The organism is Saccharopolyspora kobensis (genome assembly GCF_900108315.1).
Classification (GTDB): Bacteria; Actinomycetota; Actinomycetes; order Mycobacteriales; family Pseudonocardiaceae; genus Saccharopolyspora; species Saccharopolyspora kobensis.
The window spans coordinates 447,090-472,307 of sequence record NZ_FNVB01000004.1 but is presented as its reverse complement, the minus strand read 5'-3'; the positions used below and the strand labels follow the sequence as shown (position 1 = coordinate 472,307).

General features: G+C 70.8%; 18 protein-coding genes, 1 pseudogene and 1 riboswitch. Of the genes and pseudogenes, 7 read left to right on the top strand and 12 right to left on the bottom strand.

Annotated features, from left to right (window positions below):
- Positions 1-48 precede the first annotated feature (48 nt).
- Complete coding sequence (locus tag C4T78_RS15005; protein WP_093345026.1) at positions 49-1,275, bottom strand: cytochrome P450 family protein; 1,227 nt, start codon at positions 1,273-1,275, stop codon at positions 49-51.
- Positions 1,276-1,474: 199 nt separating this feature from the next.
- On the opposite strand from C4T78_RS15005, the gene C4T78_RS15000 reads away from it, so the two are divergent.
- A complete protein-coding gene (locus C4T78_RS15000) occupies positions 1,475-3,913 on the top strand; it encodes a beta-glucosidase H (RefSeq protein ID WP_235862952.1) in 2,439 nt (812 codons plus the stop codon).
- Between the two features lie 82 nt (positions 3,914-3,995).
- Here the strand turns inward: C4T78_RS15000 and C4T78_RS14995 are convergent, their stop codons facing one another.
- Positions 3,996-4,880, bottom strand: coding sequence for a LysR family transcriptional regulator (locus C4T78_RS14995; RefSeq protein WP_093345021.1), 885 nt, complete (start codon positions 4,878-4,880; stop codon positions 3,996-3,998).
- 110 nt (positions 4,881-4,990) lie between these two features.
- Here C4T78_RS14995 and C4T78_RS14990 point away from each other — a divergent pair, with 110 nt between their 5' ends.
- Complete coding sequence (locus C4T78_RS14990; protein WP_093345019.1) at positions 4,991-5,413, top strand: hypothetical protein; 423 nt, start codon at positions 4,991-4,993, stop codon at positions 5,411-5,413.
- Positions 5,410-6,963 carry a multicopper oxidase family protein gene (locus C4T78_RS14985; RefSeq protein ID WP_093345016.1) on the top strand — a complete coding sequence of 518 codons (1,554 nt, stop codon included), beginning with the start codon at positions 5,410-5,412 and terminating at the stop codon, positions 6,961-6,963. The genes C4T78_RS14990 and C4T78_RS14985 overlap by 4 nt, the downstream gene beginning before the upstream one ends.
- A gap of 273 nt (positions 6,964-7,236) precedes the next feature.
- Here C4T78_RS14985 and dnaE read toward each other — a convergent pair whose 3' ends face one another.
- On the bottom strand, positions 7,237-10,845 hold the full coding sequence (dnaE, locus tag C4T78_RS14980) for a DNA polymerase III subunit alpha (protein WP_093345010.1): 3,609 nt from the start codon (positions 10,843-10,845) through the stop codon (positions 7,237-7,239).
- Between the two features lie 187 nt (positions 10,846-11,032).
- Here dnaE and C4T78_RS14975 point away from each other — a divergent pair, with 187 nt between their 5' ends.
- From C4T78_RS14975 to C4T78_RS14960, 4 genes and pseudogenes are all read left to right on the top strand, one after another.
- The gene (locus tag C4T78_RS14975) at positions 11,033-11,962 is read left to right on the top strand and encodes an Lrp/AsnC family transcriptional regulator (RefSeq protein WP_177247343.1); all 930 of its coding nucleotides are present in this window, start codon (positions 11,033-11,035) and stop codon (positions 11,960-11,962) included.
- Between the two features lie 443 nt (positions 11,963-12,405).
- Positions 12,406-13,500: pseudogene (locus tag C4T78_RS14970) on the top strand (Re/Si-specific NAD(P)(+) transhydrogenase subunit alpha); the annotation flags it as partial.
- Positions 13,501-13,540: 40 nt separating this feature from the next.
- Positions 13,541-13,846, top strand: coding sequence for an NAD(P) transhydrogenase subunit alpha part 2 (locus C4T78_RS14965; protein ID WP_093345003.1), 306 nt, complete (start codon positions 13,541-13,543; stop codon positions 13,844-13,846).
- Positions 13,843-15,222 (top strand): NAD(P)(+) transhydrogenase (Re/Si-specific) subunit beta, encoded by a 1,380-nt coding sequence (locus tag C4T78_RS14960; protein ID WP_093345000.1) that lies wholly within the window; start codon positions 13,843-13,845, stop codon positions 15,220-15,222. Before C4T78_RS14965 ends, C4T78_RS14960 begins: the two co-directional genes overlap by 4 nt.
- A gap of 293 nt (positions 15,223-15,515) precedes the next feature.
- Here the strand turns inward: C4T78_RS14960 and C4T78_RS14955 are convergent, their stop codons facing one another.
- From C4T78_RS14955 to C4T78_RS14915, 9 genes are all read right to left on the bottom strand, one after another.
- The gene (locus C4T78_RS14955; protein ID WP_093344996.1) at positions 15,516-15,812 is read right to left on the bottom strand and encodes a hypothetical protein; all 297 of its coding nucleotides are present in this window, start codon (positions 15,810-15,812) and stop codon (positions 15,516-15,518) included.
- A gap of 45 nt (positions 15,813-15,857) precedes the next feature.
- Positions 15,858-16,742, bottom strand: coding sequence for an RluA family pseudouridine synthase (locus C4T78_RS14950; protein ID WP_093348178.1), 885 nt, complete (start codon positions 16,740-16,742; stop codon positions 15,858-15,860).
- Positions 16,743-16,783: 41 nt separating this feature from the next.
- The gene (gene lspA, locus C4T78_RS14945) at positions 16,784-17,452 is read right to left on the bottom strand and encodes a signal peptidase II (RefSeq protein WP_235862950.1); all 669 of its coding nucleotides are present in this window, start codon (positions 17,450-17,452) and stop codon (positions 16,784-16,786) included.
- 250 nt (positions 17,453-17,702) lie between these two features.
- The gene (locus tag C4T78_RS14940; RefSeq protein WP_093344991.1) at positions 17,703-19,040 is read right to left on the bottom strand and encodes an aminotransferase class V-fold PLP-dependent enzyme; all 1,338 of its coding nucleotides are present in this window, start codon (positions 19,038-19,040) and stop codon (positions 17,703-17,705) included.
- Between the two features lie 35 nt (positions 19,041-19,075).
- Positions 19,076-19,191, bottom strand: a riboswitch (SAM riboswitch).
- Positions 19,192-19,324: 133 nt separating this feature from the next.
- Entirely contained in the window at positions 19,325-22,480 is a 3,156-nt protein-coding gene (ileS, locus tag C4T78_RS14935) for an isoleucine--tRNA ligase (RefSeq protein WP_093344988.1), read from the bottom strand.
- A 419-nt stretch (positions 22,481-22,899) separates the two neighbouring features.
- A complete protein-coding gene (locus tag C4T78_RS14930; RefSeq protein ID WP_093344985.1) occupies positions 22,900-23,325 on the bottom strand; it encodes a hypothetical protein in 426 nt (141 codons plus the stop codon).
- Positions 23,326-23,407: 82 nt separating this feature from the next.
- Positions 23,408-24,232, bottom strand: a complete 825-nt coding sequence (gene wag31 / locus C4T78_RS14925) for a DivIVA-like cell division protein Wag31 (protein WP_093344984.1) — start codon at positions 24,230-24,232, stop codon at positions 23,408-23,410.
- 47 nt (positions 24,233-24,279) lie between these two features.
- Positions 24,280-24,564: a YggT family protein gene (locus C4T78_RS14920; RefSeq protein WP_093160639.1), complete on the bottom strand. Its 285-nt coding sequence runs from the start codon at positions 24,562-24,564 to the stop codon at positions 24,280-24,282.
- A 19-nt stretch (positions 24,565-24,583) separates the two neighbouring features.
- A complete protein-coding gene (locus tag C4T78_RS14915) occupies positions 24,584-25,216 on the bottom strand; it encodes a cell division protein SepF (protein ID WP_093348176.1) in 633 nt (210 codons plus the stop codon).
- Between the last annotated feature and the right edge of the window lie 2 nt (positions 25,217-25,218).

Genomic DNA, 25,218 nt, shown 5'->3' with positions numbered 1-25,218 from the left:
CACAGCCCCTCAAAACACTCACGGGCCGCCACCAGCGGAAACGGAACCTCAGCGCCCGGCAGGGTGGACCGGGAAGGTGCGCAGGCCGTGGATCAGGGTGCTGAAGCGCCACTGCACGTCGTCCAGCGATCCCGCCGCGGTGAGGTTCGGGAACCGCTGGATGAGGCCGCGCAGCGCGGTGTGCGCCTCCAGGCGGGCCAGCTGGGCGCCCAGGCAGAAGTGGATGCCGTAGCCGAAGGCCACGTGCCCGTGCGCGTCGCGGGTGATGTCGAACCGGTCCGGCTCGGGGAACTGCTCCGGGTCGCGGTTGGCCGCGGCCAGCCCGACCCAGACGATCTGCCCGGCCGGGATCTCCACGCCGCCGATCGTCATCGGCTCGGCGGTGAACCGGAAGGTCCCGTGCATCACCGGCCCGTCGAAGCGCAGCATCTCCTCCACCGCGCCGGTCACCAGCTCCGGATCGGCCCGCAGCGCGGCCCACTGGTCGGGGTGGCGCAGCAGGTGCAGCACCCCGTTGGCGATCAGGTTGACCGTCGTCTCGTGCCCCGCCACCAGCAGCAGGAACACCATCGCGATCAGTTCCTTGTCGCTGAGCCGGTCCTGGTCCTCGGTGGCGTCCACCAGCGCGGTGACCAGGTCGTCGCCGGGTTCGCGGCGCTTGACCTCGATGAGTTCGGCGAGGTACTGCGCCATCTCCGCCGCCGCGACCCCCGACGCCTCGCGGTCGGAGGCGTCGAGCAGCACGTTCGTCCAGGCGCGGAAGGCGTCCCGGCGGCTCTCGTCGACGCCGAGCAGCTCGGAGATGACCTGGATCGGCAGCGGGAACGCGAAGGAGTCCAGCAGGTCCACTTCGGACTGGCCCGCCATGTCGTCGAGCAACCGCTCGGTGATCTGCTCGACGCGCGGGCGCAGCGCCTCCACCCGGCGGCTGGTGAAGGCCTTGACCACCAGCTTGCGCAGCCGGGTGTGGTCCGGCGGGTCCATGTTGAGCATGTGCGAGGCCAGCGACTCCTCGAACTCGCGGCCGCCGGAGTCCGGTGGCACGTTGGCCGCGATCACCTCCTGGATGCGGGTGACCTCCTTGCGCAGCCGGGGATCGGTCAGCGCAGCGCGGACGTCCTCGTAGCGGGTGATCACCCAGACCGGCAGGCCGTGCGGGGTGACCATCCGCTGCACCGGCGTGACTTCGCGGATCTCGGCGTACCGCGAGTGCAGGTCTTGCACGAAGGCGGCGTCGAAGACGGGAACTTCGGTGTGTGCCTCGGTGATGGACATCGGATTCCTTCGCACTAGGCAGTCGTGACCCCTGCGCTCCAGTGAACCCCGTTCACCACGACCTGTCACACGAAGCTGAGAGCCCCCTCAGCGGGATCGCGCCCCGCAGGAACGAACGCATAACGACCCCTACTGCTCGCCCGGCCGATCGGTGAGGATGCAGCCGACCGACCCTGGCCGCCGACCGGAGGAGCCCGAAGTGGTCGACCACGACGCAGCAATCGCGGCAGCACTCGCCGAACTCGACCTGGACGCCAAGGCCCGGCTGCTCGCGGGCCGGGGCATGTGGTCGCTGCCCGCGCTGCCCGAGATCGGCCTGGCACCGCTGGTGATGTCCGACGGGCCGATCGGGGTGCGCGGCGTTCGCTGGAGCGCGAGCGACCCCTCCATCGCCCTGCCCAGCCCCACCGCGCTGGCCGCCACCTGGGACCCGGAGCTGGCCCGGCGCGCCGGACACCTGCTCGCCCAGGAAGCGCGGCGCAAGGGCGTGCACGTGCTGCTCGCGCCCACGGTGAACCTGCACCGCTCGCCGCTGGGCGGGCGGCACTTCGAGTGCTACTCGGAAGATCCGCACCTGACCGGCGAGATCGGCACCGGCTACGTGCGCGGCGTGCAGGAGGGCGGCGTGGGCACCACGGTGAAGCACTTCGTCGCCAACGACGCGGAGACCGAGCGATTCACGGTCGACAACATCGTCGGCGAGCGGGCGCTGCGCGAGCTCTACCTGGCACCGTTCGAGGCGATCGTCAAGCAGGCCCGCCCGTGGGGCGTGATGGCCGCCTACAACTCGGTGAACGGCCCGACGATGACCGAGCACGCCGGGCTGCAGAACGAAGTACTGCGCGGGGAGTGGGGTTTCGACGGCTGCATCGTCTCCGACTGGTTCGCCGCCCGCCACACCGCGCGGGCCATCCGGGGCGGCCTGGACATCGCCATGCCCGGTCCCCGCACGGTTTACGGCGAGGCGCTGGCCGCGGCGGTCCGCGCCGGCGACGTCGACGAGTCCCTTGTGGACGATGCGGTGCGCAACGTCCTGCGCCTGGCGGCCCGCGTCGGCGCGCTGGAGGGCGTGCCTGCGGCGGTGCCGCCCGAGCAGCGGCCCGACCGGATCGACGGGCACGCGCTCGCGCGGGAGATCGCCCACCGGGCTTTCGTCCTGGTCCGCAACGAGAACCGCGCGCTGCCGCTCCAACCGTCGGCCGACGTCGCCGTGATCGGCCGCGCAGCGCGGGACGCCCGGGTGCTCGGCGGCGGTTCGGCCCAGGTGTTCCCCGACCGCGTCGTGTCGCCGCTCGACGGGCTGCGCGCCGCGCTGCCCGACGTGACCTTCGCCGTCGGCACCGAGATCAACGACGAACTCACCGCCGCCGGAACGGGTTTCGCCCTGCGGGCCGTGGTCCGCGATGCGGACGGCCGGGTGCTCGGCGAGGAGGCGCTGCCCAACGGCATGGTGCAGTGGCACGGGGACTTCCCCGAAGGCGTGCGCTACGACGAGCTGCACAGCGTCGAGATCACCGGCACGTTCACGCCGCAGGACAGCGGCAAGCACACCTTCGGCACCAAGGGCCTCGGCGGGTTCGAGCTCACCGTCGCCGGTGCGGTCGTCTTCGACGGCGAGCACTCGGCGGACGGCCGCGATCCGTTCGACGTGTTCTTCGACGCCCCGGTGCCGCGCGCCGAGGTCGAGCTCACCGCGGGCGAAGCGGTCGAGGTCAGCCTGGTCAACGTCGTCCCCAAGACCACCGCGGCGCTGGACTCGATCGCGGTCGGCCTCGCCCACCGCGGCCCGCAGCGCGACGCCGAGGAACTCCTCGACGAGGCCGTCGCCGCCGCGCGGGCAGCCGGGACGGCGATCGTCGTGGTCGCCACCACCGACCGGGTGGAGAGCGAGGGCTTCGACCGCACGAGCCTGCGGCTGCCCGGCAGGCAGGACGAGCTCGTGCGGCGGGTGGCGGCGGTGAACCCGAACACCGTGGTGGTGGTCAACTCGGGTTCGCCGGTGGAGATGCCGTGGCGGGACGACGTCGCGGCCGTCCTGCTCAGCTGGTTCCCCGGGCAGGAGGCCGGCGCCGCCCTCGCCGACGTCCTGCTGGGCGTCGAGGAACCGGGCGGTCGGCTGCCCACCACCTGGCCGACTCAACTGGCCGACGCACCGGTCACCCGGGTGAGCCCGACCGACGGCCGACTGCACTACGACGAAGGCGTTTTCATCGGCTACCGGGCCTGGCAGCGAGCCGGAACCGCTCCGGCGTACTGCTTCGGCCACGGCCTGGGATACACCGACTGGCACTACGAGTCCGCCGAGCTCACCGCACCGGAAGGCCCGGACGAGCTGGCCAGGATCACCGTGCGCGTGCGCAACACCGGCGACCGCGCCGGACGCGAAGTCCTCCAGGTCTACCTGGCGGTGCCGGAGGCGGACGCCGTCGAACGCCCCGCCCGCCGCCTCGCCGGTTTCGCCTCGGTGACCGCGGAACCCGGCGCGACCGCCGAAGCGACCATCGCGCTGCCCCGCCGCGCGGCCGAGATCTGGGACGAGAGCGCCGGCGCCTGGCGCCTGATCCCGGGCACCTACACGGCGGAAACCGGCCACAGCCTCGACGACCTGCGCCTGCACACCCCCGTCCGAGCGACCTGACGAACCGCCCCCGCACGCACCGAACGCCGTCACCCGGCCATGCGTCGATTCCGCACGAAATCGACGCCGCCCCGGGGGCGGTTCAGCCGTGGACGTCGCGGCGGAGCGATTCGGTGGCGTGCTCGCGGAAGCGCCGCGCCGCCAGCGAGAGGTAGCCGTTGCGGCGCCACGCGAAGGACAGCGTGCGGTAGCAGTCCGGCGAGTCGATCCGCACGAACGCCACCATCCCCAGCTCGTGCCTGCTGGCCATCTCCGGGAGGAACCCCACCCCCAGGCCGAGGCTGATCAGGAACGTGGTCGCCGCCAGCTCGTTGCCCTCGGAGACGACGTTCGGGCGCAGGCCCGCACGGGCGAACAGCCGGTCGGTCAGTTCGCGCTGCCAGAACTCGCCGTTGGTGGTGATCACCGGTTCACCGGCGAGTTCGGCGATGTCCACGCTCGCCCGCGAGGCCAGCCGGTGGTCGAACGGGACCGCCAGCATCGCCTCCTCGCGCAGCACCTCGGCCGTCTCCAGCTCCGGGTCGTCGATCTGCTGCGATGCCAGGCAGAGGTCGACCTCGCCCCGCCGCAACCGCTGCAGCATCCGCACTCCCGACGACTGGGAGATCCGCACGTCGGCCTCCGGGTGCTCGGCCCGGAAGGCGACGAGCGCCGAGGCCAGCGTCAGCAGCGTCTCGGAGGCGACCGAGACGCTGCCGCGCACCGGCCCGGCCGCGTCGGCGAGCTCCTGCCTGCCGTCGTCGAGCTCGGTCAGCGCCCGGTCCACCCGGGTCAGGAAGGCCGCGCCGTAGCTGTTCAGCCGGATGTGGCGGCCCTGCCGGTCGAACAGCGGCACGCCGAGCTCCTTCTCCAGCCGCGCGATGGTGCGCGACAGCGACGGCTGGGACACCCGCAGCTCGGCGGCGGCCCGGCTGATGTGCTCGTGGCGCGCGACGACCTGGAAATAGCGCAGCGGCAGCAGATCCATGGCCCCATCATGCCTCCAGGGGCATGAGTTCATCGCAGAATTAGTCTTGGAAGGCATCGGAATCCGGCTCTACCGTCGCGATCGGGAACAGAGATCTCCAGGAAGCGACAATGGAACCGTCCACTTCGGCCGCACCGGCCAAACCCGCCCGCGGCAAGGAACGTCCGGCGCTGATCGGGCTGCGCGCCATCGCCACGGCGCACGCGATCGCGATCTTCGGGCAACCCGTGTTCGCGGGCGTCCTCCTCAGCGGCGACTACGACATGCTGCACACCCACGCCGTGGGCGCGGACGTCGTGTACTACCTGTGCATGGCCCAGCTGGCAGCCGCGATCTTCCTCTGGGCGCGGGGCGGCCCGCGCTGGCCGAGCGCGGTGACCGGGCTGGTCCTCCTCGGCGAGACCGGGCAGTACTTCGCCGGGATGTTCGGCGCGCTCGACGTGCACTTCCCGCTCGGCGTCGCGCTGATCGCCCTGACCACGACCGCGCTGGTGGCGCTCTGGCGCCCGAGCACGCTGGGAGTCGCGCGATGATGGGACGCCGCCGCTTCCTCGGGCTGACCGGCGGCGCCGGGCTCGTGCTCGCGGCGAGCCTCGGCGGCCCGCAGCTGCTGCCCCGCCGAACCTCGGCCGGCGCGGTGCTGCGCAGCGCGGTGCCGCTGCCCGCGCCGTTCCAGCTCCCGCTGGTGATCCCGCCCGTGCTGGCACCCGCCGCGCGGGAGGGCGGTGCCGACCGATACGAGATCACCGCGCGCGAGGCGACGGCGGAGATCCTGCCCGGCCTGCGCACGCCGATCTGGGGCTACGAAGGCGTTTTCCCCGGCCCGACCATCGAAACCCGGCGCGGCCGCACCGCGATCGTCCGCCACCGCAACGAGCTGCCGGTGCCGACGGTGGCGCACCTGCACGGCGGCCACACCCCGCCCGAGTCCGACGGCTACCCGACCGACCTGGTCCTGCCCGCCCGCGGCTGGAGCCACGGCCACCACGGCATGCACGACCCGCGGGCCGTGATCACCACCGGCACCCGCGACTACACCTATCCGCTGGACCAGCGCGCCGCGCTGCTCTGGTACCACGACCACCGGATGGACTTCACCGGCCCGGCCGTGTACCGGGGCCTGGCCGGGCTGCACGTCGTCCGCGACGACGAGGAGGACGCCCTCCCGCTCCCGCGCGGAGACCGCGAGATCCCGCTGCTGATCACCGACCGGGCCTTCGCCGCGGACGGCTCGTTCGACTACCCCTCGCTGGATCCGACGCTGACCACCGTGCCCGGCGTGACCGACACCTACGCGGCAGGCGTGCTCGGCGACGTCGTCCTGGTCAACGGCGTGCCGTGGCCGGTGCACGAGGTCTCCGCGACTCGCCACCGGCTGCGCGTCCTCAACGCCTCCAACGCCCGCCGCTACGAGCTCGCCCTGGACCCGCCACCGCCGGACGGCCCGGCGTTCGTGCAGATCGGCTCGGACGGCGGCCTGCTGAGCTCACCCATCGGCCACGAGAGCATCACGACGGCCTCCGCGGAGCGCCACGACGTGATCGTCGACTTCGGCCGCTACCCGGTGGGCACCGAGGTCACCCTGGTGAACCGGCTCGGCACCGGGCCGACCGCGCAGGTGATGCGGTTCCGCGTCGCCCGCCGCGCGCCCGAGGACTCCGCCATCCCGGCCCGGCTGTCCGAAGTGGAGCCATTGCGCCGCGAACAGGCCGTGGTGACCAGGGACTTCAGCTTCCGCAGCGGCCATCACGGCGACCGGCGGGGCTGGCTGATCGGCGGCAGGCCGTTCGACACGGGCTACGTGGCGGCCCGGCCGCGCCTCGGCGACGTCGAGATCTGGCGCTTCGTGGCGGACCTGCACCACCCGATCCACCTGCACCTGGCCAACTTCCAGGTCCTCTCCCGGGGCAACCGCGAACCGCGCCCGCTCGACGCGGGCTGGAAGGACACGGTCGACCTGGAGCCGGGTGAGGCGGTCGAGGTCATCACCCGCTTCGAGAACTACCGCGGCCGCTTCGTCTTCCACTGCCACAACGCCGAGCACGAGGACATGGGCATGATGGCCACCTTCGAAACCGTGTGACCGAAACCCGTGAGCGCTCCGGGGTGCTACAGCGCCCCGAAGCGCTCACACCCGCGTGACCTCCGCTGCGGCGCCTGAGCACCTGTCTTGGTCTTTGTCTTTTGAACGCCGGAGGCGTTCAGCCCACCCTCGCAGCTCGCACCGCCGCGGGTTCTCAGCGTCCGCCTGGCGAGGACGGCCCGGCTGCCGTGTATTGGTGCCGGGCGCCCGCGGTCCAGGCGGGCGCTGAGGTTCCGCTACCCGCACCGCCACGCAAAACGAGCCCGGAAAACCTCACACGGTCTCGAAGCAACCAGCGCCGAGGAGTCCCTTGAGCTCGCCCTGCAGGCCGCTCTCGGTGGAGACGAAGTAGTCGCTGGACAGCGCCAAACGGGTCACGCCGCGCGGGCTCTGCAGCTTGAGGTGCACCGGCGTCGTGCCCGAGTGCGCTTGCAGGGTCCGCTTCAGCTCCGCCACCAGCGACTGGTCCACCCGGCCCACCGGCACCTTGATCACGAACGCCGGGTCGGTGCCCGGGTCGGTCTCCGCGGCCGAGATGTCGATCGGCACCGCGTCGGAGGCGAAGATGCTGATCTCGCCCTCGCGCTCGTTCACCCGGCCCTTGACCGCCAGCGCGTTGTCCTCGATCAGGCAGTCGGCGAACATCTCGTAGGACTGCGGGAAGAACAGCACCTCCACGCTGGCGTCGAAGTCCTCCAGCGTGACGATCGCCCACGGCTTGCCGTTCTTGTTGATGCGCCGCTGGATGCCCGAGATCATCCCCGCGATCTTGGGCTGCTCCTTGTCCTTGCCGAAGCCGGTCGGCCCGATCTCCCCGCCGACGAGCGCGGCGATGCTGGTGTCCTGGTACGGCGCCAGCAGCCGCTCGGCACCGTCCAGCGGGTGCGCCGAGACGTACAGGCCGAGCATCTCCCGCTCGTAGGCGAGCAGCTGCTTGCGCGGCCACTCCTCGTCGGTGAACTGCAGGTGCGCGAGCGGCGAGGTGTCATCGCTGGGCCCGGAGTCATCGGCTCCGCCGAACAGGTCGAACTGGCCCATCGCCTCCTGCCGCTTGAGACCGATCACGGCGTCGACCGCGGCCTCGTGGTGCTGGACCAGCGCCATCCGGGTGTGCCCGAGCGAGTCGAACGCACCGGCCTTGATCAGCGATTCCAGGACCCGCTTGTTGCACGCGGTGATCTCGGCCTTGTCGAGGAAGTCGGGGAAGGAGGTGTAGCGGCCCTTCTCCTGGCGGGTCTTGACGATCGACTCGACCACGTTCGCACCGACGTTGCGGATCGCGCCCATCCCGAACCGGATCCGGCCGTCGACCGCGGTGTGCTCGACGACGGACTCGTTCACGTCCGGCGGCAGCACCCGGATGTTCATCCGGCGGCACTCGGACAGGTAGATGGCGGTCTTGTCCTTGTTGTTGGCGTTGGCGGTGAGCAGCGCGGCCATGTACTCGGCCGGGTAGTGCGCCTTGAGGTAGGCCGTCCAGTACGTCACCAGGCCGTAGGCGGCGGCGTGGGACTTGTTGAACGCGTAGCCGGCGAAGGGCAGCACCGTCGCCCAGAGCTGGTCGATGGCCTCCTTCGAGTAGCCGCGCTCCTTCATCCCGGCCTCGAAGCGGGCGAACTGCTCGTCCATCACCTCCTTCTTCTTCTTGCCCATCGCACGCCGCAGCAGGTCCGCTTGTCCGAGCGTGTAACCGGCGACCTTCTGGGCGATGGCCATGATCTGCTCTTGGTAGACGATCAGACCGTAGGTCTCGCCGAGGATGTCCTTGAGCGGCTCGTCCAGCTCCGGGTGGATCGGCTCCACCGGCTTCTTGCCGTTCTTGCGGTCGGCGTAGTCCAGGTGCGCGTTGACGTCCATCGGGCCCGGCCGGTACAGCGCCACGCAGGCGACGATGTCGCCGAACCGGGTCGGCATCATCCGCTTGAGCAGGGACTGCATGCCCCCACCTTCGAGCTGGAACACTCCCAGGCTCTCACCGCGCCCCAGCATCTCGTACGTCTTGACGTCGTCGAGCGGGATCTCCAGCGGCTCGATCTCCGTGCCGTGGTTGGCCTTCACCATCCGCACGGTGTCGTCGATGGTGGTCATGTTGACCAGCCCGAGGATATCGATCTTGAGCAGGCCGACCGCCTCGCACTGCGGGCCGTCCCAGCCGGTGATGATCTCGCCGTCGTCCCGCTTCCACAGCGGGAGCACGTCCAGCAGCGGCTCGCGGGAGATGATGTGCGCGCACGCGTGCACACCGGCGTTGCGGATCAGGCCTTCCAGCCCCCGCGCGGTGTCGAAGATCTTGCCGATCTGCTGATCGTTCTCGATCAGCGTGCGGACCTCGGCGGCCTCCGGGTAGCGCTCGTGCTGCGGGTCGACGATCCCGGACAGCGGGATGTCCTTCGCCGCGATCGGCGCGGGCAGCGCCTTGCTGAACTGGTCGGCGAGCTGGAAACCGGCCTGCCCGAGGTGCACGCGGGCAGCGTCCTTGAACGCCGCCTTGGTCTTAATGGTGCCGTAGGTGATGACCTTGGCGAAGTACTCGGTGCCGTACTTCTCCTTGGCGTACTGGATGACCCGTTCGCGCTGGCGCTCGTCGAAGTCGATGTCGATGTCCGGCGGCGAGTCGCGCTCGGGGTTGAGGAACCGCTCGAACAGCAGGCCGTGCTGCAGCGGGTCGATGTCGATGATGTGCAGCACGTACGACAGCAGCGCGCCCGCCGCCGAACCACGGCCCGGCCCGACCCGGATGCCGTTGTTCTTGGCCCACCGGATCATGTCGCCGACGACCAGGAAGTACGAGCTGTACCCCTTCTCGGTGATGACCTTGAGCTCCCACTCGAGCTGGTCGCGGTACTCCTGCGTGAAGCTGTCGCCGGGGAACCGGGTCGGGATGAACTCCTCGACCTCGTCGCGCAGCACCTCCACGTCGGTGCGGCCGGCCTGGATCTTGGCCTGCGGCATGCGGTTGGTCGCCGCGAAGGCCTCCTCGTAGCCCTCGACCATCTCGGTGATCAGCAGCGTGCTGTCCGCCGCACCGGGCACCTCGGCGTCCCAGTACTCGCGCATCTCGGCCGACGACTTGATGTGGTAGCCGTCACCGTTGAACTTGAACCGGTCGGTGTCGGCGAGCATCGACCGGGTCTGCAGGCACAGCAGCGCGTCGTGGTGCCCGGCCTGGTCCGCGGTGACGTAGTGGCTGTCGTTGGTCGCCACCGTGCGCAGGTCGAGCTGCTTGGCCAGGTCCAGCAGCTCGCCGCGGATGTTGCGCTCCATCTGGATGCCGTGGTCCATGACCTCGATGAAGAAGTTCTCCGGCCCGAAGATGTCCTTGTAGTCCGAGGCGGCCTGCAGCGCCTCGTCCTTCTGGCCGAGCCGGAGCCGGGTCAGGATCTCGCCCGCCAGGCACCCGCTCGTCGCGATGATCCCCTCGGAGTGCTCGGCCAGCAGCTCCTTGTCCATGCGCGGCTTGCGGAAGAAGCCCTCCATGGACGCCAGCGAGGACAGCTTGAACAGGTTGCGCAGCCCGGTCGAGTTCTTCGCGAGCATCGTCATGTGGGTGTAGGCACCCGCGCCCGACACGTCGCCGCTCTCGCCGTACTCGTCCAGCTCCCGCTTGCCGGTGCGGGCCCGCTCGCCCCAGAACACCGGCTTCTTGTGGAACCGGCTCTCCGGGGCCAGGTACGCCTCGATGCCGATGATCGGCTTGATCCCGCTCTTCTTGGCGTTCGAGTAGAAGCTGTGCGCGCCGAACATGTTCCCGTGGTCGGTCATCGCCACCGCCGGCTGCTCCAGCCGAGCGACCTCGGCGAACAGCGCATCGTGCTTGGCCGCACCGTCGAGCATCGAGAACTCGGTGTGGACGTGCAGGTGAACGAAGGGGTCGACAGGCACGGGGAAGTCCTCCTTCGCGACAGCTTCCGGGAGAGTCGCCAGCCTAACGCGCACACCCGGTGTGACCGCCGATTCCCCCGGCGTTGCGTGCGTTTCCGCCGCGGCGCGCGGTGAGCAGGCGCGGAACCGCCGGCGAAATCCGTGCCGTTTACGCACGGGAACTGCCGAGCGGGTAGCGTGGCACGACGTGGCTGGCCCTGATCCCGTGGACGTGCGACTGCTGAGCGTCGTCGCCGAGATGGGCCGAGCGGCGGTGCCCGAAATCGCCGGTCGGCTCGGCATGGACGTGCGTGACGTCGCCGCGCGCCTCGCTGCCCTCTCCACCACCGGTCTCCCGCTGATCGTCGGCGTCGAGTGCGACCCGCAGGCCATCCGCAACGCGGTGGCCGCCGCGCAGCACTGGGCCGCGCAGAACAACATGACCAGCGGCCCCTACCCGGTGTCCGGCCCCAGCGGCGCGCACCAGGTCCCCTCGGGTTCCTACCCGCAGCCCACCGGCGGCTACCCGATGCCCACCGGCGGCTACCCGGCGCCCGGCTACGGCACGCCCAGCGGACCGCAGCGTTTCGTGCCCGGCCCGCCGCCGACCTCGTTCCCGCAGCAGCCCGCCCCGCAGGACCCGATGAACGTCTGGGGCCCGCCCGGATCGGCCGCGTGGGCGCGCGGCGACCAGCAGGCGCCGCAGCAGCCGGTGCGCACCGGCAAGGTCGGCAGCAAGCTCGACGTGGAAGGCCTGGAGGGCGAGCGGATCACGATCCTGCTGGTCGAGGTCGTCGACCCGGCGGACTACCTGTTCACCGCGGCCGGCTACGAGCTCAAGGAGGGCGAGCGCTCGGTGGTGGTGCACACCGAGCTGACCAACCGCGGCCAGACGCCCTTCACCTCGCTGCCCGACCTGTACCTGGAGCTGATCGCCAAGGACGGCTCGGCGGTGACGAAGTCCCCGGTGTCGCTGTCCTCCCGCCCACCGCACCGGATCGGCGTCCCGCCGGGCGAAACGGCGGGCGGCCACACCGTCTACGTCCTCCCGGACTCCACCGAGCTGACGGCGGTCCGCTGGACGCCCCGCCCCGGAGACACCCAGCGAACCCTCACCTGGGACATCACCGACCTCTGAGCTCCGGCGCTCGGCTCGCGCTGCGGAGCGGGCCACTGATGCTTCGCTAGCGGCGACCGTTCTGCCTGGTGAGGGCCCGTGAGTGTTTTGGGGTGCCATAGCCCCTCAAAACGCTCACGGTCACCTGTGGGGCTGAATGGTAGGACGAACCCCCTGCACGTCGGGCCGGAGCATTCCCACCGACCGGCGACCGCTGTTAATACTGGTGATCACCACTCGCGGATACCTCTGTCCTAGTGATCCACCGCGGCCGAACGGGCGTGGGGCCTTGCGGTTCGTTCCGCGTTGTGGACATCTGGAGTCATGAGACCCGTTGTGTCAACCGGGAGCCCTGCTCATCCGCACCCCAGGGGACCGTGATGCAACCCGGCCACGAGAAGCCGCGAAACGCGAGTTCAGCTCCGGGCGCAACCACCGCTGAACATCCCGGAGAGGCGGGACAGCGCACCAGCGTCGGTGTCCCGCGCGAGTCGGCGCCGGGTGAGCGCCGGGTCGCGCTAGTCCCGAGCGTGGTCGAGCGGCTGTGCGCGCAGGGCCTCGAAGTGCGCGTCGAGCCCGGGGCCGGGCAGGCCGCGCTGATCCCCGACGACGCGTTCGCCAAAGCGGGCGCGCACCTCGCCGACCCGTGGTCGGCCGACGTGGTGGTGAAGGTCAACCCGCCCAGCTCCGAGGAGATCGGCAAGCTGGCCCGCGGCTCGACGCTGATCGGCTTCCTCGCCCCGCTGACCGACCCGGACCTGGCGCCGCGGCTGCGCGCGGCCGGGGTGACCGGGTTCGCGCTGGAATCGGTGCCGCGCATCTCCCGCGCCCAGTCGATGGACGCGCTGTCCTCCCAGGCCAACGTCGCCGGGTACCGCGCGGTGCTGCTCGCGGCCTCCGAGTGCACCCGCTTCTTCCCGATGCTGACCACCGCGGCGGGCACCGTGAAACCCGCTTCGGTGCTGGTGCTCGGGGTCGGCGTGGCCGGGCTGCAGGCGTTGGCCACGGCAAAGCGGCTCGGCGCCCGCACCACCGGCTACGACGTGCGGCCCGAGGTCGCCGACCAGGTGCGCTCGGTCGGGGCGAAGTGGCTGGACCTGGGCATCTCGGCGGTCGGCGAGGGCGGCTACGCGCGCGAGCTGACCGAGGAGGAGCGCGCCGAGCAGGCCCAGCGCCTGAGCGCGGCGATCAGCGGCTTCGACGTGGTGATCACCACCGCCCTGGTGCCGGGCCGCCCGGCTCCTCGGCTGGTGCCCGCCGAGGCGGTGCGCCGGATGCGGCCGGGCAGCGTGATCGTCGACCTGGCGGGGGCGGCGGGCGGCAACTGCGAGCTCAGCGAGCCCGGCCGGACCGCGGTGGACCACGAGGTCACCATCGCCGCGCCGCTGGACCTCCCGGCGAGCATGCCGGAGCACGCCAGCGAGCTCTACGCCCGCAACGTCCGAGCACTGCTGGAGCTGATGCTGGTCGACGGGCGCCTGGCCCCCGACTTCACCGACGAGGTCCTCGCCGCCGCCTGCATCACCCGATCAGAACCAGGTGACGGGCACTCCGGCTGAGCCCGGGTGCCCGCACCCCCAATCCCGGGAGGAGGGGGCGATGTTCCTGGCCGATCTGGCGATCCTGGTGCTGGCCGGCTTCGTCGGCTTCGCGGTGATCTCCAAGGTGCCGAACACGCTGCACACGCCGCTGATGTCCGGCACCAACGCCATCCACGGCATCGTGCTGCTCGGCGGCGTGCTGGCGCTCGGGTCCGGTGTGGACGATCTCGGTTCGCAGCTGCTGGCGCTGGTGGCGATCATCTTCGGCACCATCAACGTGGTCGGCGGTTTCCTGGTCACCGACCGGATGCTGGGCATGTTCAAGCGCAAGCCGGAAGCCGCGCGGAAGGACGCCGAGAAGTGATCACGCTGCGGTCGGTCCTCTACGTCCTCGCCTTCGCGCTGTTCATCTACGGCCTGATGGGCCTGACCGGGCCGCGGACCGCGGTGCGCGGCAACGCGATCGCCGCGGTCGGCATGGTGATCGCGGTGGTCGCCACGCTGCTCACGCCCGGGCTGGGCAACTGGGGGCTGATCGTGCTGGGCCTGGTGGTGGGCGCGGTGATCGGCGTCCCGGCGGCGCGGCGGGTGCGGATGACCGCGATGCCGCAGATGGTGGCGCTGTTCAACGGCGTCGGCGGCGGCGCGGTGGCGCTCACCGCGTGGGTGGAGTTCCGGGAGAGCGCCGGTTTCCAGGGCGCACCGGCGTTCGTGCCGATCGCCACGCTGTTCGCCGCGATCATCGGCTCGATCTCGTTCTGGGGTTCGCTGGTGGCCTTCGGCAAGCTGCAGGAGATCGTGCCCGGCCGCCCGATCACGGTGGGCCGCCTGCAGCTGCCGCTGAACGTGCTGCTGCTGGCCGGTGCGGTGGCGTGCGCGGTGCTGATCGGCCTGGGCAACGACGTCGAGCTGCTGCTGATCGCGGTGCTCGTGCTGGCCGGGCTGGCCGGGATCGCGGTGGTGCTGCCGATCGGCGGCGCCGACATGCCGGTGGTGGTGTCGCTGCTGAACGCCTTCACCGGGCTGTCCGCGGCGGCGGCCGGGCTGGCGCTGAGCAACACGGCGATGATCGTCGCCGGGATGATCGTCGGCGCCTCCGGTTCGATCCTGACCGATCAGATGGCCAAGGCGATGAACCGCTCGATCCCGTCGATCGTCGCCGGTGGCTTCGGCGGGACCGCCGACGCCGCACCGGCGGCCGCCGGTGGCACGGTGCGCTCGGTCAGCGCCGCGGACGTGGCGATCCAGCTCGCCTACGCCGGGCAGGTGATCGTGGTGCCCGGCTACGGCATGGCCGTCGCGCAGGCCCAGCACGCGGTGCAGGACATGGCGAAGCTGCTGGCGGACAAGGGCGTCGGCGTGCTCTACGCGATCCACCCGGTGGCCGGCCGGATGCCCGGGCACATGAACGTGCTGCTCGCGGAGGCGGACGTGCCCTACGAGCGGCTCAAGGAGATGGACGAGATCAACGACGAGTTCGCCCGCACCGACGTCGCGCTGGTGATCGGCGCCAACGACGTCACCAACCCGGCGGCCCGCACCGACCCGAACTCCCCGATCTACGGCATGCCGATCCTCGACGTGGACCAGGCCAGGACGGTGATCGTGCTGAAGCGCTCGATGCGAGCGGGCTTCGCCGGCGTGGACAACCCGCTCTACGTGGACCCGAAGACCTCGATGCTCTTCGGCGACGCCAAGTCCTCGGTCCGCGAAGTGGTCGAAGAGCTCAAAGCCCTGTGACGCCCGTCAGCTTTCCTTCCGGCGGAAGCCGATCCTTCGAATTCCACCGATCTTCTCATCTTGGTCGGGCTCGCAGCCGCGACGACCAACGTGCCCAGAGCGGGAAGTGGTCGCATGCGCCGCAGGCGCATAACCCACCCTCGCAACTCGCACCGCCGCGGGTTCTCAGCGTTCGCCTGGCGAGGACAGCCCGTTCGCCGTGTATCGGACATACATCAGAACGGGATCCCGCAGCCAGGCGGACGCTGAGGTTCCGCCACCCGCACCGCCACGCAAGATGAGCCTGGAAAACCTCAGCTTTCCTTCCGGCGGAAGAAGTCCAAAGGGCTGGGGCGCTTCGAGCGCTCCGGCTTGTTGCGGCTGCGGTACTCCAGCTTCGGCCAGTCCTGGGCCTCGCCGCGCGGCTGGGCGGGTTCCGGGGCGCCGAAGACCGACGGCGCCGCCGAACCGACGTCCTCGGCGCTGATCACGTCGCCGAGGCTGTTGAACCCGTGGGGCGGGGTCTCGGCGTCGGCTCCCGGGTCGATCACCGGCATGCCGTTCGGCGGCGTCGGCGCATCCGAGCCCTCGAACGATCTCGACTGTGCCATCAAGCCCCCTTGGTCGACAGCTGGACTTCCCGTCACAGTACCTGGTCAGCGGTCCTGATCGCGGAGCTCGTCGAGCACGTGCTGCAGGTCGTCCGGGTAGTGGCTCTCGAAGGTGACCCAGCCGCCGGACGGGTGCTCGAAGGACAGGCTCCGGGCGTGCAGCCACTGCCTGGTGATCGCCAGCTTCCGCGCCAGGACCGGGTCCGCGCCGTAGGTCAGGTCGCCGACGCACGGGTGCTTGATCGCCGCGAAGTGCACCCGGATCTGGTGCGTGCGGCCGGTTTCCAGCTTCACGTCCACCAGCGAGGCGGCGCGGAAGGCCTCCACCGTCTCGTAGTGCGTGATGCTCGGCTTGCCGCCGGTGACCACGGCGAACTTGTAGTCGTGGCGCGGGTGCCGGTCGATCGGCGCGTCGATCGTGCCGCGGCTGGGATCGGGGTGGCCCTGCACCACCGCGTGGTAGCGCTTGTCCACGGTGCGCTCCTTGAACGCCCGCTTGAGCACCGAGTACGCGTGCTCGCTCTTGGCCACCACCATCACGCCGGTGGTGCCCGCGTCGAGCCGGTGCACGACGCCCTGCCGCTCGGCGGCTCCGGAGGTCGCGATCCGCACGCCCGCGGCGGCCAGCCCGCCGACGACCGTGGGGCCCTCCCAGCCGGGGCTCGGGTGCACCGCGACGCCGATCGGCTTGTTCACCACCACGATGTCGTCGTCCTGGTGGATGATCTCCATGCCCTCCACCGGCACCGCGACGACCTGCAGCGGCTGCTGCGCCGGGGGCAGCGTCACCTCCAGCCACGAACCGGCCACCAGCCGGTCGGACTTGCCCACGACGTTGCCGTCGAGCAGCACGTCACCGGATTCGGCCAGCGTGGCCACCGCGTTGCGGGACAGGCCCAGCAGCTTGGACAGGCCCGCGTCGACCCGCATGCCGTCCAGCCCCTCGGGCACCGGCAGGTTTCGAAGATCGCTCACGAGTTGTTCTCCGCCGCCTTCTTCTTCCGGTGCACGGTGCCGTCGTAGTCGCGGCCCATCAGCGACAGCAGCACGATCAGCACGCCGCCGACGACGATGCAGCTGTCGGCGATGTTGAACACCGGCCACACCGCACCGCCGGGCGCGAGGATCGAGAGGAAGTCCACCACGTGGCCCTCCAGCGGGCCGGGGGCGCGGAAGATGCGGTCGACGAGGTTGCCGCACGCACCGCCGAGCACCAGCCCGAGGCCGACCGCCCAGCCCGGCGAGCGCAGCTTCGGCGCCAGCCAGATGATCACGCCGACCACCACGATGGCCAGCAGTGACAGCAGCCACGTCAGGCCGGTGGCCAGCGAGAACGCCGCGCCGGGATTGCGCAGCACGTCGAGGTAGAGCAGTCCGCCGAGCACCTCGACCGGCGGTTCGCCCTCGAGCTCGGCGACCACGACGACCTTGGTGAGGATGTCGAGCCCCAGACCGGCCACCGCGACCGCGAACAGCAGCGCCAGCAGCTTCGCGGACTTGCGCGGGCGTTCGACCGCCGCAGGCGCGTCGCCGGACGTCTCGGCGGTCTCGGCCGGGACCTCGGGCACCTGTTCGGCGGCTTCCCCGTGATCCACCGGCTCCGCGGATGACTGCTTGGGAGAGGACTGCTCGCTGCTCACGCCCCCATTGTCCCTGAACCGCACCGGCCGCATCGCAGCAGTACCGACTCCGCAACCGGCCGATCACCCGGCGCGGCCCGACCGATGCAATTTCAATGGAAATCAGACGTCCAATTTCCATTGAAATTGCGCCGTCCCGGCCCGCCACCGGCGCGTCGGGCACCGACACGCCGACGGTCCCGCAAGTTCCATTGAAATCAGGGACACAATTTCCATTGAAATTGCACACCGACCGCCCGGGGTGGGCGGCTCAGCGCAGGAAGTCGGGGAGCGGGCGCGGGTCGTCGGCCGGCGTCCAGCGGCCGTCCACCTGCTCGTAGCGCCAGTCCGGGCCTTCGGCGACCAGCTTCCGCAGAGCGCGGACCAAGCGGTCGACGTGCTCGGTCGTGGTGCCCAGCCCGATGCTGACGCGCACCGCGCGGCCGGAGTCCGAACCGGCCCGCGACAGCAGCCCCCGGGTGGCCAGGTGCGCGCAGAACAGCCCGTCGCGAACCCCGATGCCGTGCTCGGCGGACAGCGCGGCGGCGAGCAGCCCCGGGTCCTGGCCGTCGACGGTGAAGCTCACCACGCCGACCCGCTCGTGGTCGGCCTCGAACAGGCACAGCTCGCGCAGCCCCGGCACCTCGCGCAACCCGGCCCGCAGGCGGCGCAGCAGCGCCTCCTCGTGCGCGACGACGTCCGACCAGTTCGCCGACAGCTCCTCGCAGGCCTTGGCCAGCGCGTGCACGCCGACGGTGTTCGGCGATCCGGCCTCGTGCCGCTCCGCTCCGCTGGTCCAGCTCACCGCGCGCTCGTGCACCTGCCGTGTGGCGCCGCCACCGGCCAGGTAGGGCTCGGCGGCGTTGAGCCAGTCCGCGCGCCCGACCAGCGCACCCGCGCCGAACGGCGCGTACAGCTTGTGCCCGGAGATCGCGACGTAGTCGACGTCGAGCTCGGTGATCCGCACCGGCCGGTGCGGGGCGAGCTGCGCGGCGTCGAGCACGGTCCGCGCACCGCGGCGGCGCGCGACGCGGGCGAGCTCGGCGACCGGCCACAGCTCGCCGGTGACGTTCGAGGCACCCGTGATCACCGCCAGCCGCGGGCCCTCCGGGCATTCCGCCAGCGCGGCGTCCAGCGCGGTGACCGCCTCGGCCGGAGTCGCCGGAGCAGCGATCCGCCGCACCCGCGGACCGGTCCAGGGCAGCAGCGCGGCGTGGTGCTCGGTGTCGAAGACGACCACGGAGGTGCCCCGTGGCAAAGCCTTCGCCAGCAGGTTCAGCGCATCGGTGGTGTTGCGGGTGAAGATCACCGAGTCGGTGCGCCGGGCTCCGACGAACTCGCGCAGGACCTCGCGCGCACCCTCGTAGACGCGGGTGCACACCTGGGAGGCGAAACCGGCCCCGCGGTGCACGCTGGCGTACCACGGCAGCAGCTCGTCGACGGCCTTCTGCACGCTGCTCAGACAAGGCGCGCTGGCCCCGTGGTCGAGATTGGCGTAACCGATGCTGTCCCCGTTGACCAGCGGCACGCGCAGCGCGCTGCCCGCCACCGCGGGCACGCGGTGGTCGGCGGTCGACTGGGTCGGGATGCTGACTACGGCAGAGGTCATGACGCCCCTCCAAGGCCTCATCGGACCCGTCCGGGGGCCCGCGCTTGCCGGGTCGCCCTGCGCGACCGGCCAGGTCCTCACCCGGGGCACCCCACCGCGGTTGGAGGGTTGCCGGCCAGCGAGCCGGGGCTTCGCGCTGGCGCTCATGACCTTCGGAACAGCACTTTAGGAAAACGTCCGCGCCACGGGCAACACCGGTTCCCGAAGCGTGGGAGAGGCCTCCGTCACACCAACTTCCGGCCCGGGTGGCGCCGGCGTACCGACGCCACCCGGGCGCAGCAGGTTCAGACTCGGGCCACCGACACCGAGATCTCGGTGCCGTCACCGACCGAACCGGTGGAGCCACCGGCCGCGTCACCGGCCTCGACCGCGTCGGCGAGGGTTTCGGCCGCGATGAACTCGCGGTGCGCCGCCACCGCGGACAGCACCTCCTCCGGCGCCGAGACGGTCACCGTGATCCGGTCGGAGACCTGGAAGTCCGCCTCCTTGCGGGCCTGCTGGACGACGCGCACCACGTCGCGGGCCACGCCTTCGGCGGCCAGCTCCGGGGTCACCTCGGTGTCCAGCACGACCAGGCCCAGGTCCGCGGGCAGCGCGGCGGCCGCACCGGGGTCGGTGGACACCAGCCGCTCGCTGAACTCGCCGTCCTGCAGCTCGATCCCGGCCGCGACGACCGCACCGCCCGGGGTGCGGCTCCACTCGCCGGCCTTCACCGCCTTGATCACCTTCTGCACGTCGCGGCCGAGCCGCGGACCGGCCGCCCGCGCGTTCACCGCGATCTCGAAGTGGCCGTGCTGGGCCACGTCGGTGGTCAGCTCCAGCTCCTTGACGTTGATCTCGTCGCGGATCAGGTCGGCGAACGGCCGCAGCGCATCGGCCTCCGCGGTGGCTACCACGAGCTTGGCCAGCGGCAGCCGCACCCGCAGCTTGTTGGCCTTGCGCAGCGCCGACGCCGACGAGCACACCTGGCGCACCTGGTCCATCGCGGTCACCAGCGCCGCGTCCGCGGGCAGCTCGTCGACCAGCGGCCAGTCGGTCAGGTGCACCGAGCGGCCACCGGTGAGCCCGCGCCACACCGCCTCGGCGGTCAGCGGCAGCATCGGCGCCACCACCCGGCTGGTCACCTCCAGCACGGTGTGCAGGGTGTCGATGGCGTCGCGGTCACCGGCCCAGAAGCGGTCGCGGGAGCGCCGCACGTACCAGTTGGTCAGGACCTCCAGGAAGTCCCGGACGGTGTTGCACGCACCGGCGAGGTCCAGCGAGTCCATCGCGGCCTGCACGTCGCCGACCAGCTCGTGGGTCTTGGCCAGCACGTAGCGGTCCAGCACGTGCTGGCTGTCCACCCGGAACCGACCGGTGACGCCCTCGGCGTTGGCGTACAGCGCCAGGAAGTACCAGGAGTTCCACAGCGGCAGCACCGACTGGCGGACGCCGTCCCGGATGCCCTCCTCGGTGACGACCAGGTCGCCGCCGCGCAGGATCGGGCTGGCCATCAGGAACCAGCGCATCGCGTCCGAGCCGTCGCGGTCGAAGACCTCGTTGACGTCCGGGTAGTTCTTCTTGGACTTCGACATCTTGAGCTTGTCGTCGCCCAGCACGATGCCGTGCGCCACCACGTTGGTGAACGCCGGGCGGTCGAACAGCGCGGTCGCGAGCACGTGCAGCAGGTAGAACCAGCCGCGGGTCTGCCCGTTGTACTCGACGATGAAGTCGCCCGGGTAGTGGTGCTCGAACCACTCGGCGTTCTCGAACGGGTAGTGCACCTGCGCGAACGGCATCGAGCCGGACTCGAACCAGCAGTCCAGCACCTCCGGCACCCGGCGCATGGTGGACTTGCCGGTCGGGTCGTCCGGGTTGGGCCGGGTCAGCTCGTCGATCTCCGGCCGGTGCAGGTCCTTCGGCCGCACGCCGAAGTCGCGCTCCAGCTCGTCCAGCGAGCCGTAGACGTCGGTGCGCGGGTGGTTCGGGTCGTCGGAGACCCACACCGGGATCGGCGAGCCCCAGTACCGGTTGCGGGAGATGTTCCAGTCCCGGGCGTTCTCCAGCCACTTGCCGAACTGGCCGTCCCGGATGTGCGCGGGCACCCAGTTGATCTGCTGGTTGAGCTCGACCATCCGGTCCTTGAACTTGCTGACCGCCACGAACCAGGACGACACCGCCCGCTGGATCAGCGCGTTGTCGCAGCGCCAGCAGTGCGGGTACGGGTGGTCGTAGGTCTCGTGCCGCAGCAGCAGGCCGACGTCCTTGAGGTCGCGGATGATCTGCTTGTTGGCCTCGAAGACCTGCAGGCCCTCGTACGGCGGCACCTCGGCGGTGAACTTGCCGTGGGCGTCGACCGGCACCACCGGTTCGATGTCCGCGGCGTCGGTGACGACCTTGTCCTCCTCACCGAAGGCGGGCGCGATGTGCACCAGTCCGGTGCCGTCGTCGGTGGTGACGTAGTCGGCGGCCAGCACCTGGTGGGCGTTCTCGCGGCCGACGAAGAAGTCGAACGGCGGCTGGTACTTCGTGCCGAGCAGGTCGGAGCCCTTGAACCGCTCGACGACGTGCTCGGCGACGTCCTCGCCGAGCTCCCGCGCGTAGGCGCTCAGCCGCGCCTCGGCCAGCACGTAGCGTTCCGAGCTGTTGCCCGGTGCGACGAGCACGTAGTCGACGTCCGGGTGCACCGCGGCGGCGAGGTTGGACGGCAGCGTCCACGGCGTGGTCGTCCACGCCAGGGCCAGCGCGCCGTCGTAGGCCTTGCCCGGCGCCTGCAGCCGCAGGCCCACGGTCACCGCCGGGTCCTGCCGCTGGCGGTAGACGTCGTCCATCTTGGTCTCGGTGTTGGACAGCGGCGTCTCGCAGCGCCAGCAGTACCAGAGCACCCGGAAGCCCTCGTAGACCAGACCCTTGTCCCACAGGGTCTTGAAGGCCCACATGACGCTTTCCATGTAGTCCAGGTCGAGCGTCTTGTAGTCGTTGTCGAAGTCCACCCACCGCGCCTGCCGGGTGACGTAGTCCTCCCACTCGGCGGTGTAGCGCAGCACCGAGGTGCGGCACGCGTCGTTGAACGCGGCCACGCCCATGCTCTCGATCTCGGACTTCGAGGTGATGCCGAGCTGCTTCTCCGCCTCCACCTCGGCGGGCAGCCCGTGGCAGTCCCAGCCGAACCGGCGCTCCACCCGGCGGCCGCGCATCGTCTGGTAGCGCGGCACCACGTCCTTGACGTAGCCGGTCAGCAGGTGCCCGTAGTGCGGCAGGCCGTTGGCGAACGGCGGGCCGTCGTAGAAGACGAACTCGTTGGCACCGTTGGTCCCGGCCTCGCGGGCCTGCACCGAGGCCCGGAAGGTGTCGTCGCTCGCCCAGAAATCCAGCACCTGGCGCTCGATGGCCGGGAACGCGGGCTGGGCAGCCACGCCGCGCTCACCGGCGTCGCCGAACTGAACCTTGGGATATGACATCGCGGATGCGCTCCTCGCGGTGTGTGTCGTTGCCGCCGCACGAGCACCGAGACCTCGGTGCCCACGCGGGGACGACACCTCGTGCGCGTGCTCCGCACGAGATCCGCGGTACCACCCCGCTTGCCGCCGGCGAACGCCGACGACCACTCGTTGCCAGCTGTGACGGGCTGGACCCGTCCGGTTCTACTGAGGTGCCCAGCACCCGTTCTTCCGGAAGCTCCCCGGTGATGGCCGGATCATCGCCTTGGTCCCACCAGCGTACCGGGCCCCCGCCACCGGTTTTCACCGGTCCGACCCCGAAGATCGGTCGGGCCGCGACCGCGACCGCCAACGCGGCGCACCCGGAAGGTGTCGCATGCGCGGCCTCCGAGGTTCCGCCACCCGCACCGCCTCGCCGAACGAGCCTGGAACACCGCAGTTCAGGAGCGGCGGACTTCCGCCGCGATGGTGGCGTTGGGGGCGCACAGGCCGCAGGGCGTGAAGCCCAGTTCCCGGGCTTCGCCCAGGGTGAGCTTGATGGTCTTGCGCGTGCCGATCCACTCGCAGGTGCGGACGTGGTAGCGCGGGCGCTCGTCGATCACCAGCACCTGCGCGTCCGGCCTCGCGACCTCCGCCGCGTTGCTCCGCTCCTCCGCCGGTTCCTCGCCGACGTCGGCGAACGGCGGCTCCGCGCTCTCCCGCTTCGCCGCCTCCCGGCGGCGCCGCACCCGGTCCACCACCAGCAGCCCGACCGCGACCGCGCTGGCGAACACCGACAACCACGCCAGCTCGGCGTCCCCGCCGACGACGGCGCCGATCAGCACGCCCGCCGCCAGCAGGACCAGTCCCAGCACGATCAACAGCACGCGATCTCACACCTCTCGCGCCCCGGAAGCACACCAGCGGCGACGGGCGCGCCGCCCGTCGCCGCCGATGCGGACAGTCTCGTCAGCCTGCTTCGGCCGCACGTGCCCCGAAGCTGTAGCTGGCCTGCTGACCGGAACGGCTGCTGCTCTCGGCAGGCGCCGCCGATCCCCGGTCCTGCAGTTCGCGCAGCTGCGACTCCAGGTAGGTCTGCAGTCGAGTGCGGTACTCGCGCTCGAACGTGCGCAGGGTCTCGATCTTCTTCTCGAGGGCGTTCTTCTCCGACGTGATGTTGCCCATCACCTCGGCGTGCTTGCGCTGAGCGTCGCGCTCCAGGTTGGCGGCCTTCTCACGGGCCTGCCGCTCCAACGTCTCGGCCCGCGTGCGGGCGTCGTTGAGCATCGTCTCGGCACGGGTCCGGGACTCGTTGACCATGCTGTCGGACTTCGAGCGCGCTTCCGAGAGCAGCTGCTCGGACTTCGTCCGCGCTTCGGCCAGCATGCCGTCGGCCTCGGCCTTGGCCTCACCGGTCAGCCGGTCGGCCATCTCCTGCGCGAGGCCCAGCACCTTGGCGGCCTGCACGTGGTGGTCACCACCGGGCGAAGTCTGCTCGGCAGCGGTCGGCGCCGGGACCGGGGTGAGCCGGCGCGGTTCCTCCGTCGGGACCGGGGTCGAGGAAGCGGACGCCGCCTGGCTGCGGGCGTCCTCCAAGTCCACCTGCGCGGTCTGCAGCTGGGACTCCAGCTGCTCGACCTGGCCGCGCAGGTCGTTGTTCTCCTCCACCAGCCGGGCAAGCTCGGCTTCAACCAGGTCGAGGAATGCGTCCACCTCGTCCTCGTTGTAGCCCCGCTTACCGATCGGAGGTTTGCTGAACGCGACGTTATGCACGTCGGCGGGGGTCAGGCCCACAAGATCACCTCACGCACTCCTCGGCTGCGGGTAGCCCGGGTTCCCCGTCACCCGGGCTGCACCAGTCGCATCAGTATGAACACGACCAGCAGCAGCACCATAATCGATAGGTCCAGTCCGACGCCGCCGATCCGGACCGTCGGAATCACCCGACGCACCAACTTTACGGGTGGGTCGGTCACTGTGTAGATGCTCTCCAACGCGATTGCAACCCCCCCGACGGGCCGCCAATCGCGAGCGAACACTCGAACGAGTTCGATCACGATACGGGCCGTGAGCAGGAGCCAGAAGAAGAACAGAACGTAAAACAGGACGATCTGCACCGGGTTCACGCCTCAACTGTGCCACCACTCACCCGTAGTTGAAAAAGGCACCCTCGGCGAGCCGCCGCTTGTCCTCCGCCGCGACGTCCACGTTGGGCGGTGAGAGCAAGAACACGCGGTTGGTCACCTTCTCGATCGAGCCCCGCAGCGCGAACGCCAACCCGGCGGCGAAGTCGACCAGGCGCTTCGCGTCGGCCTCCTCCATCTCCGTCAGGTTCATGATCACCGGCGTGCCGTCCCGGTACTGCTCGCCGATCGTGCGCGCCTCGCTGTAGCTGCGCGGGTGCAGGGTTGTGATCTTGCTCAAGTTGAACTGGGTGCCCGTGTCGGTGACCGCCCGCAGCCGCGAGACGTTCTCGCGCGGCTGGTCGGTGGGCAGCGCGCTGCTGCGCGCCGGGGGCTCCGCGGCCCACTGCCGTCGCGGGCGCGACGCCGGTGGTTCCCGGTAGTCCTCGACGAAGTCCGGCTCGGCGTCGGCTTCCGCCTGGTAGCCCCCGCGGGTGCCGACCCGGCGCCGGGTGCCCCGATCGGCGGGGCCGTCGTAGGTGTCGCGGTCGGAGTCGGCGTACCGCTCGCGGTAACCGACCTCGTCGTCGTAGTCGTCGACCTCGTCGGCCGGAACCATGCCGAAGTAGGCCTTCAACTTGTGCAAAGCGCTCATCG